Here is a 15,235-nt window from a genome sequence, read left to right as displayed (position 1 = left end):
GTATAAGCCGATTGCATATTACTGCCCAGTACTTGCCCAATTCTGCAAAGTTCTAAGTGGCTTGCCCAAAACTCCGTATACTGGCCGACCGTTGAGCCGGTATCTGGAGGGCGCATGTCGCAAGATCAACACAGCAGTGATATTTCGCGGGACCTGGAATCCGCGCGCAGCAAGCTCGCGCGCACTGTTTTGCGTTGGGCGCCAGCGGAAGGGCTGCGGGAATCTCCCCTGAGCGGGGTCGGCCTGATCCGTTCAGACGTGGCCACCGCCAGTTGTGTTTCCGGCGTATATGAGCCCTCGCTCGGCTTTATTGTGCAGGGCGAGAAAGTCTTACAGTTGGGTGACCGGGAAATTTCTTATGGTCCGTTGAGCTATCTGGCCTCCTCGGTACACCTGCCGGTACAGGCCCGAGTGGTGAACGCCTCGCCGGAACAGCCGTATCTCGCCATTAAACTGGTGGTGGATCCGCAGGAAGTGACCGATCTGGTCCTGGAACAGGGCGGGCAGGCGCCGTCCGCGGACATGGATCCCCCCTGCCGGGAAGTGAATTGTGGTCTCTGTGTGGCGCGTATGGACATGGGCCTGCTGAGTGCAGTGAGCCGTCTCGTCGAACTGCTCGACAGCCCGGCGGATGTGCCGGTACTGGCGCCGTTGGTGCGCAAGGAAATTCTCTACCGGGTGCTGATGGGGGAAATGGGGGCGCGTATCCGCAAATTTGCCGTGGCTGACAGCCAGGCGAACCGTATTTCCCAGGTCATTGCCCTGCTCAAGGATCGCTTTGCGGAACCGCTGCGGATTAGCGAGCTGGCAGATCGGGCCAATATGAGTGAGTCGTCCCTGTATCACAGCTTTAAACAGGTTACGCGGATGTCGCCGCTGCAGTTCCAAAAGAAACTGCGTCTGCATGAAGCGCGCCGCCTGATGCTGAGTGAAGGCCTGGAAGCCGCTTCTGCCAGCTACCGCGTCGGTTACGAGAGCCCCTCGCACTTCAGCCGCGAGTACAGTCGTATGTTTGGCGCACCGCCGCGTGCGGATGTGAATAAATTGCGCGGTGAGCAGCGCATTCCGGCGTGAAGTTCTGGCAGGTTGCCGAAAAGCTCATCGAGCTTAGTGTTTACAGGCCTAATGCGCGGCGTTTGTTCCAGGGCGCCGTGAGGCTATTCGTGTGGGTTGTTTTTTTCCGGCCACGGCAACCACAGGCTAACCTGCAAACCGCCGTCTGCGCGGTTGTGCAGATGGATTTGCCCGTTGTGCGCGTCGATGATTTCCCGGCACAGCGCCAGACCAAGGCCGACCCCCTGGGGCTTGGTGGAGTAAAACGGCAACAGCGCCTGTTGCAGCACCTTATCGCTCATGCCCGTGCCGCGGTCTCTGACGGTCAGCAACTGACCGTGCGCATCCGTTTCCACTTGCAGAGAAATGTCTTCTACCGCGCTGCCGGATTCGGCGGCATTCTTGAGCAGATTCAACAGCGCCTGCTCCAGCTGCGCCGGGTCGAAATAGCCGGGGCGCGAGGGTAAGCCCCCGTGGATTTGAAATGGATGTAGAGGCTGCAATCTGGCGACCAGCCCGGACCAGGACACCTCTTCACACACCGGTGGCGGCAGTTTGGCGAAGCGGGCGTACCCCTGGGTAAACTCGGTCAGGTGCCGGCAGCGCTCGGCGATTACATCAAACACACCGGCCAGTTGTTGCGAATGCAATTTTTCCGAGAGCAGCTTGCCGCTGTGGGCCATGGATGAAATAGGGGCGAGAGAGTTGTTCAGTTCATGGCTGATCAGGCGGATCACTTTTTTCCACACCTGAACTTCGGCGCGGGTAAGTTCGCGGGTCATCTCCCGCAGCAGTATCAGGCGGTGCTTCTGCGAGTTCAGTACGAAGGTGCTGTTGCTGATATGCAGGGTGTGGTTGGTGTCGTTGTCCAGGTAGCTGGTCAGGCCTTCCTTGTGCTGCTCGATGGCCTTGGCCAGTTCAGGGGGGCAGAGGGGCAGGATCTGTTCCAGTCGGTGTCCCTGTAGCGGCTTGCCGCCGTGCAGAAGGTGTCTTGCACTGGTGTTGGCGTAAATGATGTGTTCGCTCTGGTCGATCAGCAGCAGAGCCAGGGGCGAACTCTGGATGACCGTGTCCAGCAGCAGTTCCCGCTGATGAATGTGGGCGCGCTCGCGCCGCAGAATTTCCCCGACTTCGTTGTACAGGTCCGCCAGTTCCCCGAGCTGGTCGCGGCGTTCCAGTGCCAGTGAAATAGAAAAATCTCCATCGCGGAAATTCAGCAGGCCACCCTGCAGGCTGTTCAGGGCGCGACCCAGCGAGCGTGTCAGCGGCCGTAACAAAATCCACACAAGTATTACGGCCAGCAGTAATCCGGCGCTCCACGCGAGCTTGCTGTCGACACCCTGCGCCTGCAGCGCAAACGGTATGCCGGTACCCAGGGCGACCGCGAGCAGTGCGCAGGCGAAAATCTTGCCTTCAATGGAGGGGCGGAACATCAATAGGGAATCCCGTATTTGTCGAGCCGGCGGTACAGTGCCTGGCGGCTGAGGCCGAGTTCGCGCGCGGCCTGGGCGATGATGCCGTTGCAGTTGGCCAGGGTCTGTTCCAGCAGTTCGCGGCTCGGTTCGAAACTGTGTTCCGGCATTTTCAGCTGGGTGTCTTCCGGCAGTGCGAGGGTGGCTTCTTCGATGGTGTCATCGCGCGTCAGTACCGCGGCCCGTTGCATGACATTCTGCAGCTCGCGCACATTGCCGGGCCAGCTGTAGCGCATCAGGCGCTGTTGGGCCTGAGGTGCCAGCTGTTTGCCGGTTCGGGCGAGGAAGGCGCGGGCCAGGGGCAGAATGTCTTCCGGTCTGTCGGCGAGCGGCGGCAGTTTCAGTTCGATCACGTTCAGGCGGTAGAACAGGTCCTGGCGGAAGCTGCCCTCATTGATCATCTGCGGCAGGTCGCTGTTGGTGGCGCTGATCACACGCACGCGCACTTTGCGGGTCTGGCTGCTGCCGAGGCGCTGGAATTCGCCGGTCTGCAGTACGCGCAACAGTTTGACCTGGCCGCTGGCGGAGAGCTCACCAATTTCATCGAGAAACAGGGTGCCGCCGTCGGCGGCTTCAAAACGGCCTACGCGGGCCTTGTTGCCGGCGCCGGTGTAGGCACCGGCTTCGGCGCCGAACAGTTCGGCTTCCATCAATTCTTCCGGCAGTGCACCCACGTTGACCTTGATGTAGGGGCCGGCTTTTACGCTGGAGTTGGCCTGTACGATATCGGCAATTTTTTCTTTGCCGGCGCCGTTGGGACCGGTAATCAGAATCGGCACATCGGAGTGGGCGACCTGGGTGGCCATTTCCAGCAGGCTCTGCACGCTGTGGCTGCGGTAAACAATATCCTGCAAATCGTACTGTTGCTGCAGTTGTTCCCGGGCCTGCTGGGCGCGTCGCTGGGTTTGGCGTTGTTGCTGTTGCAGTTCGTGCAGTTCCAGAAGATTTTTGATGGTGGCGATGAGTTTGTGGTCGTCCCAGGGTTTGCCCACGTAATCCGCAGCGCCGGCTTTGACCAGTTCCACGGCCATTTCCAGTTGGGTCCAGGCGGTGAGCAGGATGACGGGAATGTCCGGTTGCAATTCGCGCAGGGCGAAAAACAGCGCGCGGCCCTCCTCGCCGGAGGTGGTGTCGGCGGTGAAGTTCATGTCCTGGATGACGAGGCCGATGTCCGGATTTTCCCGCAGAAGCTGCAGGCCCGCCTGGGGGGTGATGGCGGAGAGTGTCTGGATATCATGGAGGGACAACAACAGGGAGAGGGCGGTGATAATGCCGGTGTTGTCGTCGATGATTAGGACCTTGTCCAATTAACTGTCCTTTGTAGTTAATTTTGTGGCGGCCCTACTACCGGCAGGTGGTTGTGGGACACGCCGTGAACCCATCCATGGGGGCTCTTCTAAAACATCCCTGTTTTAGAAGAGCCCACAACCACCTGCCGGCAGCAGGGCCTTCTCATCGCGTATTTAACTTCGTATCGGTGTTTATACGCTGCGCGTTGCCATCGCCGGCGAAATATTCGCGGCGCGCAGTGCCGGTACCAGTGCCGCGGCGACGCTGACGGCGAGCAGTATAAAGGCACAGATCAGCGTTGTAGACAGCGGCAGGGCGGGTTGACCGAATTCGCTGGCGAGGAACTTATTGAAGATCTGTGCGGTGGCAACGCCGAGTACGATACCGGTGGCGGCGATCATCAGGTTTTCCAGCAGGAAGTAGCGGCTGATGGCGAGTCGGGTGGCGCCGAGGGCGCGGCGAACGCCGATCTGCTTCTGGCGCTGGGTGATCCAGAATACGGTCAGGCCGACAATACCGAGGGCAACGATAAAGGTCAGCAGACTGACAACTCCGGACAGCACCTTGATCATGGTGTTGTCACCGGCATAGTAACGGGTTTTTTGCTCTTCCAGGGTTTCTACGTTGATCACCCGATCTGCGTCGCGCTCGGCCAGTTTTTCCTCGAGCAGTTTTAGTACTGCGTCCCGCTGGCCGGGTTCCGCACGGACAATATAGTCGTACCACTGATTATCCATAATGGCAGGGAAGAACACGGTGTTGCCGGCGATGGAAGAGTTTGGCCAGGGCCCCAGGTTGCGTTCGACGATACCGACGATCTCCATGGGATTGTCTTCACCACCGAAGTAAATGGGTTTTCCCAACGCATTGCCTTCGGGAAACAAGGTATCCGCCAGCTGCTGGGTAATGATGGTCTTGGTGGGCCGCTCGCTGGAGTTGCTTTCCATCATTCGGATTTCATCCGGGGTGAAATTGCGGCCCGCGACCAGTTTCATTCCCAGGGCGTCGATGAAGTGTTCATCCACACGGAAGTTGGCGGCGCCGGTGGAGCCGACTTCCTGATGGGGCTTGGTATGGAATCCACTGGAGGAGCCACTGCCGGTCAGCGGTGCGCGACTGATGGTGGCGGCGGCGACGCCGGGTAGCTGACGAATCATGTCCATATCCAGACGGAAGGCTTCGAGCATGTCGTAGTCCTTCGGGATCGGCATGAAATGGGCGGTGACGATATCCGCTTCGGCCACACCGGTGGGGCGGGCGATTCTCTCCTGGCGTTCCTTGATGACGACGCTCGCGTTGCTGACGATGGCCAGCGTGAGGCCGAGCTGCAGCGCGATCAGGAGCGCGGAAATTTTGTGGCGCCACAGCGCCGATAAAATGGGTCTCAGTTCCAGCATGGTAGTTTCCTTTTGGTCTCGCTGACGTGTGGCCTTACTGGGTTTTCAGATAGATGGATGGGTTGGTACGGCTGATGCGCCACGCGGGGTACAGACCAGCCAGCAGGCTGGAAAGAATGGCGAGTCCGATGGCGGACAGCATCATCAGCCAGTCCATGGACGCGACGCTGTCCATATAGCCCATCGACAGTTGGCGGATCAGTGCCAGCCCGGCCAGGGTCAGCAGGATTCCGATCAGACCGCCGGCGAGGCCGATGCAGCCACTTTCCACCAGGTGCTGACTGAACACTGCGCTGCGGCTTGCGCCGAGGGCGCGGCGAACACCGGTTTCCGGGGCCTTGCGCAGGAACTTCGCCAGCAGCAGGGCAACGGCGTTGACCAGGCATACCAGCAGGAACGCGAGCGACAGCCAGCTCAACATGCGGTCGTCGCCGTCCACGACTTCGTTGAGCACCAGCCACTCGGAAGGCTTGCTCAGGCCGAACTTCAGCGGCCGTGGGAAGCGCCCCTGATCTTTCTGCTCACGGATAAAACCGGTCAGATAATCTTCGTAGCGCTGGCGTTGTTCCGCGGAATCCAGCTGTACCCAGTACTGAACCCACACGTATTCGGCACCGAGGCCGTCCTCGTAGCTTTCAATTTTTTCCGGCTTCCAGCCGTTGGTGTTGCCCCAGGGCTGGATTTCGAAGGTGCGATGCAGGCCGAAGGGAATGAAAAGCTCGGCGGATTTCTGGAACGAGCCATTGTTCAGGTCGTGTACCTTGGGGCTTGGACTCCAGTTCCCGATTACGCCGACAACGGTGAACGGGGTTCCATTGAAGTTGATCGTGCGGCCCACGCTGTTTTCGCCGTTGAACAGTTTTTCATTGGTGGCTTCGTTAATGACAATCTGGAATACCGCATTGCTGTCTGCTTCTTTGGCCCAGGTGCCACCGTAGATAAACGGAATGTCAAACAGAGCAAAGAAATCGCGGCTGGTGACACGCGCCTGTGCGGTGTAGGGCCGCACGGTGGAGTCTTCCAGTGTGACGGGACCGCCCCAGCGATGCATGGCCACCTGATAGGTCGGAATATCCGAACGCAGCAGGCTGATGGCGTCTTTGTAGGTGAGCTGCCAGGGCATTTCGCTGGGGTTGTCGGCGGCTTCGTGGGGATCCCAGTTGTCCAGCTGCAGGGCGTAGAGCACTTCGTTTTTGTCCGCGAGGGCGTTGCGCGACATCATGTAGTTCAATGTCAGGGTGGTCATGGCGGCGCCCACGCCGACGGCGATGGCGGCAACCATCAGCGCGCTCAGTATCGGGGTGCGGCGCAGGCTGCGCAGCGCGAGGGAAACGTAATATCCGATCATGGCGATGTCCTCAGGCGATGGCCGCTTCGTCGGCGGCGATGCTCTGGCGCAGATCGGACACCTGGCCGTCGACGATCTGGATGTTTCGTTGAGCGCGGCGCGCGAGATCCGGGTCGTGAGTAACCATGATGATGGTGGTGCCCCACTCATTGATGAATTCCAGCAGTTCCATCACCTGGCGCGCCATCAGGGAGTCGAGGTTGCCGGTGGGTTCGTCCGCGAGCAGAAAGCGAGGTTCGCCGGCCAGTGCGCGGGCGATGGCTACGCGCTGTTGCTGACCGCCGGACAGTTGTGCGGGCAGGTGTTTGGCGCGGGCGGAGAGGCCGACCTGTTCCAGGGATTTTTCAATACGGCGGCGGCGCTCTTTGGCGTTGAAGCCGCGATAGCGCAGGGGCACGTCGATGTTGTCGAACAGGTTGAGGTCGGGAATCAGGTTGAAGCCCTGGAAAATAAAGCCGATTTTTTCGTTGCGCAGGCGCGAGCGGTCGCGGTCGGAGAGGTTGCCTACTTCCTGTCCGTCCAGCAGGTACTGACCACCGGTAGGGGTTTCCAGCAGGCCGGCAATGTTCAGAAACGTGGTTTTGCCCGAGCCGCTGGGGCCGGTGACGGATACGAACTCTCCCTCGTTCACTTCCAGGCTGAAGTCCCGGAGCGCGTGCGTCTCAATGGTGTCGGTGCGGTAGCTTTTACGGATGTTGTGCATTTTCAGCATGGTGGATTTCCTTGTCTTCGTAGTTAGTAATTTGCGGTTTTGTTCGTTGTTCTGTAGCGGCCTAGCTGGCGGTAGGGGTTCACGGGACACGAGCTAGGCGCCCCCCCTCAACCCATCCATGGGGGCTCTTCTGCGAGGTGGCCCAGCCGCTCCATGCATTCACGGCGCCTTCGGCCCCTCTCGCAGAAGGTCTCGCACCCAACAATCGGCATCTGCGCCTTCGCATTAAGTTCAAGTGCTCGATCAGTCTTTAAGTGCAACCAGTTGCGCCCTATCCAGTTCTTCCGCGGAAGAAGTGATGATCCGGTCTCCCACGTTCAGTCCGGAGACGATCTCCACCTGATTCAGCCCCAATGCGCCGATGGTGATCGGTACCTTGACCGCCTGGCTCTGGTCGTTCAGTTTCCACGCATAGCGGCCGCCAGTCTGATCGAGGAAGGCGCCACGCTTGACCAGCATCACGTCGTTGCGGTTTTCCAGCAGCACACGGGCGGTGAGGCGCAGGTTCTGGCGCAGGTTGGATGGTTGCTCGCCGGTGAAGCGCACGCGTGCGACGACCTGGTTGTCGATCACTTCCGGTGCAATCGCGGTGATTTCGCCGGGCAGTTTTTTGCCGCCCATATTGATTTCCACTGTCATCGCGAGGCCGAGGTCGTCGGCGTAGTTTTCCGGCACTGCGGCTTCGAGTTCGAAGCTGGTGAGGTCGACCACGGTGAGCAGTGGTGCGTTGGCGGCGACGGCCGCGCGCTGGGTGGCGGCGAGGCTGCCGATGGTGCCGTCGACGGGGGAGACGATCTGCAGCTCATTGACCTTGCGTTGCAGTTCTTCCATCTGCAGCTTCTGCTGATCTACCTGCAGTTGCAGGGTCTGGGTTTCAAACGTGAGCGCTTCGTTTTCCAGCATGGCGTTCTGAACTGCCTGCGCGTGTTCGAGCTCTGCACGGGCGAGATCGTCACTGGCTTTTTCAAAGTCCAGCTGGGAGATGATCTGCTTCTCCATGGAGATTTCCGCGCGTTTCAGCTCACGGCGGGCGGCGGTGAGATTCACTTCAGCGAGGTCCGCTTTCTGGGTGTTTTCGAGGCGCTGGCGCTTGGCCTGGATTTTCTGGCGTGCGAGTTCCACGCTGAGTTTGTTGTACAGCGCACTTTCCTGGGCCAACTGGTTCTGCAGCTCCGGGCTGTCCACTTCCGCCAGTAGCTGGCCGCGCGCTACGCTGTCGCCGGCTTTGACGGCGAATTTCACGATGCCCTGAGCGGGGCTGAACAGGGTTGGGCTGTTGGCGGCCACGACCTTGCCCTGCACCACCAGATCCCGCACCAGATCCCCGCGCTCTACTGCGGCGATATTGAGGCGTGACAGCGACAGGCTCGCGTCCACCGCATTGGTGCTCTGCCAGCTCATCAGACCCCACACCACAAAAGCGGCTGCGCCCAAACCGAGGCCCGCGCGTTTCAGCAGCTGCGGGTTCTTCCACGGTTGCTGCGGAGTGAGTTGGACATCCTGCCCGGAGGTATCTCTGATCATGTTGGTCCCAAGTGCTGTATATCGGTTTGTGTTGTTCTGCCAGTGTGACGCGGGCATGTTGCGCCGCGGATGCAGGGTTGAATTTGTGGATGCAGTGGCCTTATCGCAATTGCCGTGCCAAGGTGAATTTTGGTGTTAAGTATTTGAAAGTTAAGGAAAATAATTTTTTTGTTTCTCTGAGGGGTGGCGGTAGAGTGTCCGGAAAATGTGTCCGGACAGGCCGTGTCCACGTTGCCGGACAGGAGTGGAAACAGGCGACGTAAGGTTCGACACACTGACGGTTCATGTGAAGATCCCGGCAGCGGGATCGCCACAGGTTGTCTTCGGAGCCTGGATTCATTGCCTGTTCTTTAGCCAGCAACCCCAAGATGCTAGAATCCGCGCCCCCTTTTCGGGGCTTAGAACAAGACTTCCCAGACAGGCTCTTCCGACTTATGCAGTTCTCTAACACCCTGTTGTCATCCACCAGAAACGACTGGTTTGGCAATATCCGCCGCGACGTGCTCGCCGGCCTCGTTGTGGCCCTGGCCCTCATTCCCGAGGCCATCGCCTTCTCCATCATCGCCGGCGTTGATCCCCGGGTGGGCCTCTATGCCTCCTTCTGTATCGCGGTGGTTATCGCTTTCGTCGGTGGTCGCCCCGGTATGATCTCCGCGGCCACCGGCGCTATGGCGCTGCTGATGGTCACTCTGGTCAAGGAGCACGGTCTGCAATACCTGCTTGCAGCGACGCTGCTCACCGGCGTGCTGCAGATCATCGCCGGTTATCTCAAGCTCGGCAGCCTGATGAGTTTTGTTTCCAGAGCGGTGGTCACGGGATTTGTGAACGCGCTGGCGATCCTTATCTTTATGGCGCAGCTGCCGGAGCTGATCGATGTCACCTGGCACGTCTATGCAATGACGGCCGCGGGCCTCGGCATCATTTATCTGTTTCCCTATGTGCCGGTGGTGGGCAAGATCCTGCCTTCTCCGCTGGTCTGTATTCTGGTGCTCACAGCGGTGGCGGTGGTGCTGGGGCTGGATATCCGCACCGTGGGGGATATGGGCGATCTGCCGGACACCTTGCCGGTCTTCTTGTGGCCGGAGGTACCGCTCAACCTGGAGACCCTCAAGATCATCTTCCCTTATTCAGCCGGCCTTGCGGTGGTGGGGCTGCTGGAATCCCTGATGACGGCGACCATCGTCGACGACCTGACGGATACCAGCAGTGACAAGAACCGCGAGTGCAAGGGCCAGGGCATTGCGAATATCGGTGCCGGCCTGCTGGGCGGGATGGCGGGTTGCGCGATGATTGGCCAGTCGGTGATCAACGTTAAGTCCGGTGGCCGTGGCCGCCTGTCTACGCTGGTGGCGGGGGTTGGTCTGCTGACGCTGGTGGTGTTCCTGAGCGATTATGTGGCGGTAATCCCGATGGCGGCGCTGGTGGCGGTGATGATCATGGTGTCCATCGGTACCTTTAACTGGGGTTCGATCCGCGATCTGAAACGGTTGCCGCTGTCGACCAATCTGGTGATGTTGTCGACGGTGGTTGTGGTAGTGTTTACCCACAACCTGGCGTTTGGGGTATTCGTGGGGGTGTTGCTGGCGTCGCTGTTCTTTGCCAACAAGGTGAGCCACTTTATGTATGTGAGCTCGGCGCTGGATGAGGAGAACAATTGCCGGACCTATAAAGTGATCGGGCAGGTATTTTTCAATTCGGCGGACAAGTTTGTGGCGGCGTTTGATTTTAAAGAGGCGCTGGATAAGGTAGTCATCGACCTGAGCCGGGCGCACTTTTGGGATGTGTCGGCGGTGTACTCTCTGGACAAGGCGGTGGTGAAGTTCCGCCGCGAGGGGGCGGAGGTTGAGCTGATCGGCCTGAATGACGCCAGTGCGACGATTGTGGACCGCTTTGGGGTACACGATAAGCCTGAGGAAATTGAGAAGGTATTGGGTGGGCACTGATCCGGCCTCGTTTGGTCGGGTACTTCGTAGTGTCGCCCTGTGGCGCTCCGGCACCGGGGGAATGATTTCAAAACCGCTATGAATACATCCCTGTAAGCTGCGTCGCAAACGTCCCTGTTTGCGACGCTTTTGAAATCATTCCCCCGGCGCCTGAGCTTCAAGTCTGATTTTTGTACTTCGAAAATGACTTGCGATAACGAGAGAAAATAATAATGACCGAACAGAAAGACCCCCTTGTGCTCACCTGCATCGACGGCTCCCGCTTCAGCGGTGCGGTATGCGACTATGCCGCCTGGATAGCCAGCACTGTCGGTGCACCCATCAAACTTCTGCACAACATCGAACGAGTCTCCACGCCCGCAGTAGCGGATCTGACCGGGAGTATTGGTCTCGGTAGTCAGGAGGAGTTGCTGGAGGAACTGACGAATCTGGAGCAGCAGCGTTCAAGGCTGTTGCTGGAACAGGGGCGGCAGCTGCTGGATCAGGCGCGGGAGCGGGCGGCGGGTGCCGGGGCGGAGCGGGTGGTTACCTGCCAGCGCCACGGTTCTCTGGTCGAGTCGTTGGTGGAGCTGGAGGATCATATTCGTGTCCTGGTGCTGGGCATTCGCGGTGAGGAGCACGCAGCGGAGAGCCGAGGCTTGGGGGCGCAGCTGGAGCCAATTGTGCGTTCGCTGCACAAGCCGATTCTGGTGGTGAACCGGGAATTTCGCGCGCCGCGCTCGATTATGCTTGCCTACGATGGCAGCGAAGCTGCGCGCAAGGCACTGGAAATGGTGGCGCACAGTGCGCTGTTCAAGGATGTCCTGTGCCACCTGGTGTACGTTGGTGATGATGCTGAGTCGGTGCTGGCGGCGGGTGCGGAGGCGTTGAGTCATGGCGGTGTCTCCGTCATCAGTGCCAACTTGCAGGGTAAAACCGTGGACGCCTTGATTGCCTATCAGCAGGAAAATGATATAGATCTCACGGTTATGGGCGCCTTCAGCCACAGTAAATTGCGGGACCTGTTGTTGGGCAGTGTGACCGCGAAGATGCTGCTCGGCACCAATCAGCCTCTGTTGCTGCTGCGCTGAAGAAGTGCGCTTTAAAAGCAGAGCAACGAAATAAAAAACCGGAGCAGGCACTCCGGCTTTTTGTCGTGAGATTCAGCTGGCCAGTTTGCTCTCTCCGGTGGCGGTGTTCGCCGCCGGTTCTACGCTCATCCCCGCCTTCTTGTGCGGGGTCGGTTTACCCTCCGAATCCAGCGCCACAAATACAATGCGGTCCACCCGTACAATCAGATCCCGGGTCTGCTTGTTGCGCATTTCGCAGTGCACAGTCAGGGACGTACGGCCGATATCCACGACCTCAAACCCGAATTCCACAATATCCCCGCACACCGCGGAGCTGACAAAGTCAATTTCCGACATCAGCTTGGTCACAATATTGGCCGTGCCCATTTGGCACCCCGCGAAAATAGCCGCCTCCTCATCTATCCACGCCAGCGCCTGGCCACCGAAAAGACGCTGAGCTGGGTTCAGGTCGCCGGGTTTTACGAAATGACGTGAGTAGTACTTCATGAGAATTTACCTCGCTGGTTAACCCTTGGTTGGGAATAAAAACCGCCGTATTCCTTAACGGCCCCAGAAGAGGAATTGCATTAAGCATGCCAAGGATTTGCGAATTATTTGATGCGAAGGAAAGATACCGGGTGAAAGGTTTCAGAAGCGTCGGCAACAGGGATGTTGCCGACGCAGCGTAGAGGGGTGAGACAAGCGTTTGCGAAGCACTGCTTCGCGCGCAGGCGAACGACGCCAATCTGCGATTGGCGGCCGGGCCCGCTTGCGGGTATTCACAGCGGTTCTGAAACCTTTCACCCGGTGGCTTTCCGCCATCGGACCTGCTTCGAGGGAACTAGACCTTGGTGCTCGGTCATAAGTGTGCAAAAAGTACTCAGTCTGCACTTTGAGGGGGCAATGGTACTAATCGTCGTGTGGCTAAACTGGCCGCAAAACCAGATATTCTGGCCTCGAAATTCCCGGTTCGTGACTTGCCACTCTGGGAGTCACTAACAAACGCCTTTAGAATGTGCGCCTTTGTGGCCCATCAGTCGGTCATTTAAATTACCTGGATCGAAGAATCACCCAACGGAGAGCCCGGCATGATCATCCAGCCGAAAGTTCGCGGATTCATCTGCACCAACGCCCACCCACAGGGCTGCGCCGCCAACGTGCGCGAGCAGATCGAATACATCAAGTCCCAGCCCGCCATTGAGAACGGCCCCAAAAACGTCCTCGTGGTCGGTGCCTCCACCGGCTATGGCCTCGCCTCCCGCATCACCGCCGCCTTCGGCTGTGGCGCGGGCACCCTCGGTGTATTCTTTGAAAAGCCGCCGACCGACAAACGCACCGCCTCCGCTGGTTACTACAACTCCGCCGCCTTCGAAGAAGAAGCACACAAAGCCGGCCTCTATGCAAAGAGTATCAATGGCGATGCCTTCTCCGATGAGATCAAGGCCCAGGCCATTGACCTGATCAAGCAGGACCTCGGCAAAATCGACCTGGTGATCTACAGCCTTGCCTCTCCCCGTCGTACCGACCCGAAAACCGGCGAACTCTACAGCTCGGTACTGAAGCCCATCGGCAAGTCCTACACCGCCAAAAACCTCAACACGGACAAGCTGGAAATCTCTGACATCAGCGTCGAACCGGCGAACGAAGAGGAAATCGCAGCCACCGTCAAAGTGATGGGCGGGGAAGACTGGGAACTGTGGATGCAGGCCCTGAGTGACGCCGGTGTACTGGCGGACAATTGCAAAACCGTTGCTTACACCTATATCGGTGAAAAGCTCACTTGGCCGATCTACGGTCACGCCACCATCGGCAAAGCCAAGGAAGACCTGGATCGCGCCGCCAAGGCCATCAGCGACAGTGGCAGCGCAAGTGCCAACGTCGCGGTGCTGAAAGCGCTGGTTACCCAGTCCAGCTCTGCCATTCCCGTCATGCCGCTGTACATTTCCCTCGTCTACAAGGTGATGAAGGAAGAGGGTACCCACGAAGGATGTATTGAGCAGCTGTACCGCCTCTACACCGAAGGCCTGTACAGCGATAGCCCGCGCCTCGACAACACCAATCGTTTCCGCATGGACGACAAGGAACTGCGTCCGGAAACCCAGGCCAAGATTGAAAAATTATGGCCGGAAGTGACCGAGGAAAATCTGTTCGAGCTGACCGACTACAAAGGATACGCGGACGACTTCCTCAAGCTGTTCGGCTTTGGTGTAAAAGGTATCGACTACGATGCCGATATCAGCCCGCTGGTGGAAGCAGACTTCAAGTAAGTTCGCTGCACGCTGGTTTGAACACCGTTCGGAACGGAAACGCCGGGTAATTGCCCGGCGTTTCCGTTTTATAATTGCGCACTTTTGATTCCGCAGGAGAGATTCCATGGAAACCCGCAAGCTCGGAAAAACCGATCTCAAGGTAAGCAAGATCTGTCTGGGCACCATGACGTTTGGTGAGCAGAATACGGAAGCTCAAGCCTTCGAACAGCTGGATTACGCGGTGGCCAATGGAGTGAATTTCATCGACTGCGCGGAAATGTACCCGGTGCCACCGAAGCCCGAGACCTATGGGCGCACCGAGGAAATCATTGGCAACTGGCTGGAGAAGCGCGGCGACCGGCAGTCTCTGGTGCTCGCTACCAAGGTGACGGGACGCGGCGAGAGTAACTCCGGTGTCGGCCATATTCGCGGTGGTCCTCGTCTGAACCGCGAGCAGATTCTCAAAGCCTGCGACGATTCCCTGGCGCGCCTCAAAACCGACTACATCGACCTCTATCAGGTGCACTGGCCGGAGCGCCAGACCAACTTTTTCGGCAAGCTTGGCTACCAGCACAGCGACCAGATCGGTATCGACATCAGCGAAACCCTGGCTGCGCTCCACGAACTGGTAGCGGCGGGCAAGGTGCGTCACATCGGCCTTTCCAACGAAACCCCGTGGGGTGTGCACCGCTACCTGCGTCTCGCGTCACACGGCAATCGACCGCGTGTCGCTTCCATTCAGAATCCCTACAGTCTGTTGAACCGCACCTTTGAGGTGGGCCTCGGGGAAATGGCGATACGTGAACAGTGCGGCCTGCTGGCCTATTCGCCGCTCGCGTTTGGTACGCTGAGTGGTAAATATCTGTATGGCGCGCGCCCAGCGGGCGCGCGCCTAACCCTGTTCGAACGCTTCCAGCGCTACACGGGTGAGCGCGCGGTGTCCGCCACCGAACAGTATGTGAGGCTTGCCCGGGAGTTTGGTGTGGATCCGGCGCAGATGGCGCTGGCCTTTGTTTCCCAGCAGCCCTTTGTGACGTCCAACATCATCGGCGCCACCACCATGGAGCAGCTTCGTTCGAATATCGCCAGTAGCAACGTACAGCTGAGCCCGGAGCTGTTGGAGGCTATTGAGGCGGTGCATCTGCAAAATCCCAACCCTGCACCGTGACCGGATCGTCGGGTGTCCTTCCTCCGGCGC

12 protein-coding genes are annotated in these 15,235 nt (G+C 58.9%); 5 read left to right on the top strand and 7 right to left on the bottom strand.

The features are described 5' to 3' along the window. Positions 1 to 114 precede the first annotated feature (114 nt). A complete protein-coding gene (locus C3938_RS02970) occupies positions 115 to 1,074 on the top strand; it encodes an AraC family transcriptional regulator (RefSeq protein ID WP_105101762.1) in 960 nt (319 codons plus the stop codon). Between the two features lie 83 nt (positions 1,075 to 1,157). On the opposite strand, the gene C3938_RS02965 is transcribed toward C3938_RS02970, so the two are convergent. From C3938_RS02965 to C3938_RS02940, 6 genes are all read right to left on the bottom strand, one after another. Then, positions 1,158 to 2,486 (bottom strand): sensor histidine kinase, encoded by a 1,329-nt coding sequence (locus C3938_RS02965; protein WP_105101761.1) that lies wholly within the window; start codon positions 2,484 to 2,486, stop codon positions 1,158 to 1,160. Beyond that, entirely contained in the window at positions 2,486 to 3,832 is a 1,347-nt protein-coding gene (locus C3938_RS02960) for a sigma-54-dependent transcriptional regulator (RefSeq protein WP_105101760.1), read from the bottom strand. The genes C3938_RS02965 and C3938_RS02960 overlap by 1 nt, the downstream gene beginning before the upstream one ends. A 174-nt stretch (positions 3,833 to 4,006) precedes the next feature. Continuing rightward, complete coding sequence (locus C3938_RS02955) at positions 4,007 to 5,212, bottom strand: ABC transporter permease (RefSeq protein ID WP_105101759.1); 1,206 nt, start codon at positions 5,210 to 5,212, stop codon at positions 4,007 to 4,009. 34 nt (positions 5,213 to 5,246) lie between these two features. Further along, complete coding sequence (locus C3938_RS02950; protein ID WP_105101758.1) at positions 5,247 to 6,560, bottom strand: ABC transporter permease; 1,314 nt, start codon at positions 6,558 to 6,560, stop codon at positions 5,247 to 5,249. A 10-nt stretch (positions 6,561 to 6,570) separates the two neighbouring features. Continuing rightward, positions 6,571 to 7,272, bottom strand: a complete 702-nt coding sequence (locus tag C3938_RS02945) for an ABC transporter ATP-binding protein (protein WP_105101757.1) — start codon at positions 7,270 to 7,272, stop codon at positions 6,571 to 6,573. 243 nt (positions 7,273 to 7,515) lie between these two features. Further along, complete coding sequence (locus C3938_RS02940; RefSeq protein ID WP_105101756.1) at positions 7,516 to 8,796, bottom strand: efflux RND transporter periplasmic adaptor subunit; 1,281 nt, start codon at positions 8,794 to 8,796, stop codon at positions 7,516 to 7,518. 434 nt (positions 8,797 to 9,230) lie between these two features. Here C3938_RS02940 and C3938_RS02935 point away from each other — a divergent pair, with 434 nt between their 5' ends. Together C3938_RS02935 and C3938_RS02930 are read left to right on the top strand one after the other, a co-directional pair. After that, positions 9,231 to 10,739 carry a SulP family inorganic anion transporter gene (locus C3938_RS02935; protein ID WP_105101755.1) on the top strand — a complete coding sequence of 503 codons (1,509 nt, stop codon included), beginning with the start codon at positions 9,231 to 9,233 and terminating at the stop codon, positions 10,737 to 10,739. A gap of 212 nt (positions 10,740 to 10,951) precedes the next feature. Beyond that, the gene (locus C3938_RS02930; RefSeq protein WP_105101754.1) at positions 10,952 to 11,809 is read left to right on the top strand and encodes a universal stress protein; all 858 of its coding nucleotides are present in this window, start codon (positions 10,952 to 10,954) and stop codon (positions 11,807 to 11,809) included. A 72-nt stretch (positions 11,810 to 11,881) separates the two neighbouring features. Here C3938_RS02930 and C3938_RS02925 read toward each other — a convergent pair whose 3' ends face one another. Continuing rightward, positions 11,882 to 12,295, bottom strand: coding sequence for an acyl-CoA thioesterase (locus C3938_RS02925; protein WP_105101753.1), 414 nt, complete (start codon positions 12,293 to 12,295; stop codon positions 11,882 to 11,884). Positions 12,296 to 12,876: 581 nt separating this feature from the next. Between C3938_RS02925 and fabV the strand changes: the two genes are divergently transcribed. Both fabV and C3938_RS02915 read left to right on the top strand, forming a co-directional pair. Then, the gene (fabV, locus tag C3938_RS02920; protein ID WP_105101752.1) at positions 12,877 to 14,055 is read left to right on the top strand and encodes an enoyl-ACP reductase FabV; all 1,179 of its coding nucleotides are present in this window, start codon (positions 12,877 to 12,879) and stop codon (positions 14,053 to 14,055) included. 106 nt (positions 14,056 to 14,161) lie between these two features. Beyond that, positions 14,162 to 15,205, top strand: coding sequence for an NADP(H)-dependent aldo-keto reductase (locus tag C3938_RS02915; RefSeq protein WP_105101751.1), 1,044 nt, complete (start codon positions 14,162 to 14,164; stop codon positions 15,203 to 15,205). Positions 15,206 to 15,235 lie beyond the last annotated feature (30 nt).

The organism is Microbulbifer pacificus (genome assembly GCF_002959965.1).
Taxonomy (GTDB): domain Bacteria; phylum Pseudomonadota; class Gammaproteobacteria; order Pseudomonadales; family Cellvibrionaceae; genus Microbulbifer; species Microbulbifer pacificus_A.
The sequence above is the reverse complement of the archived record's forward strand: the minus strand, read 5'-3'. Positions and strand labels throughout refer to the sequence as shown.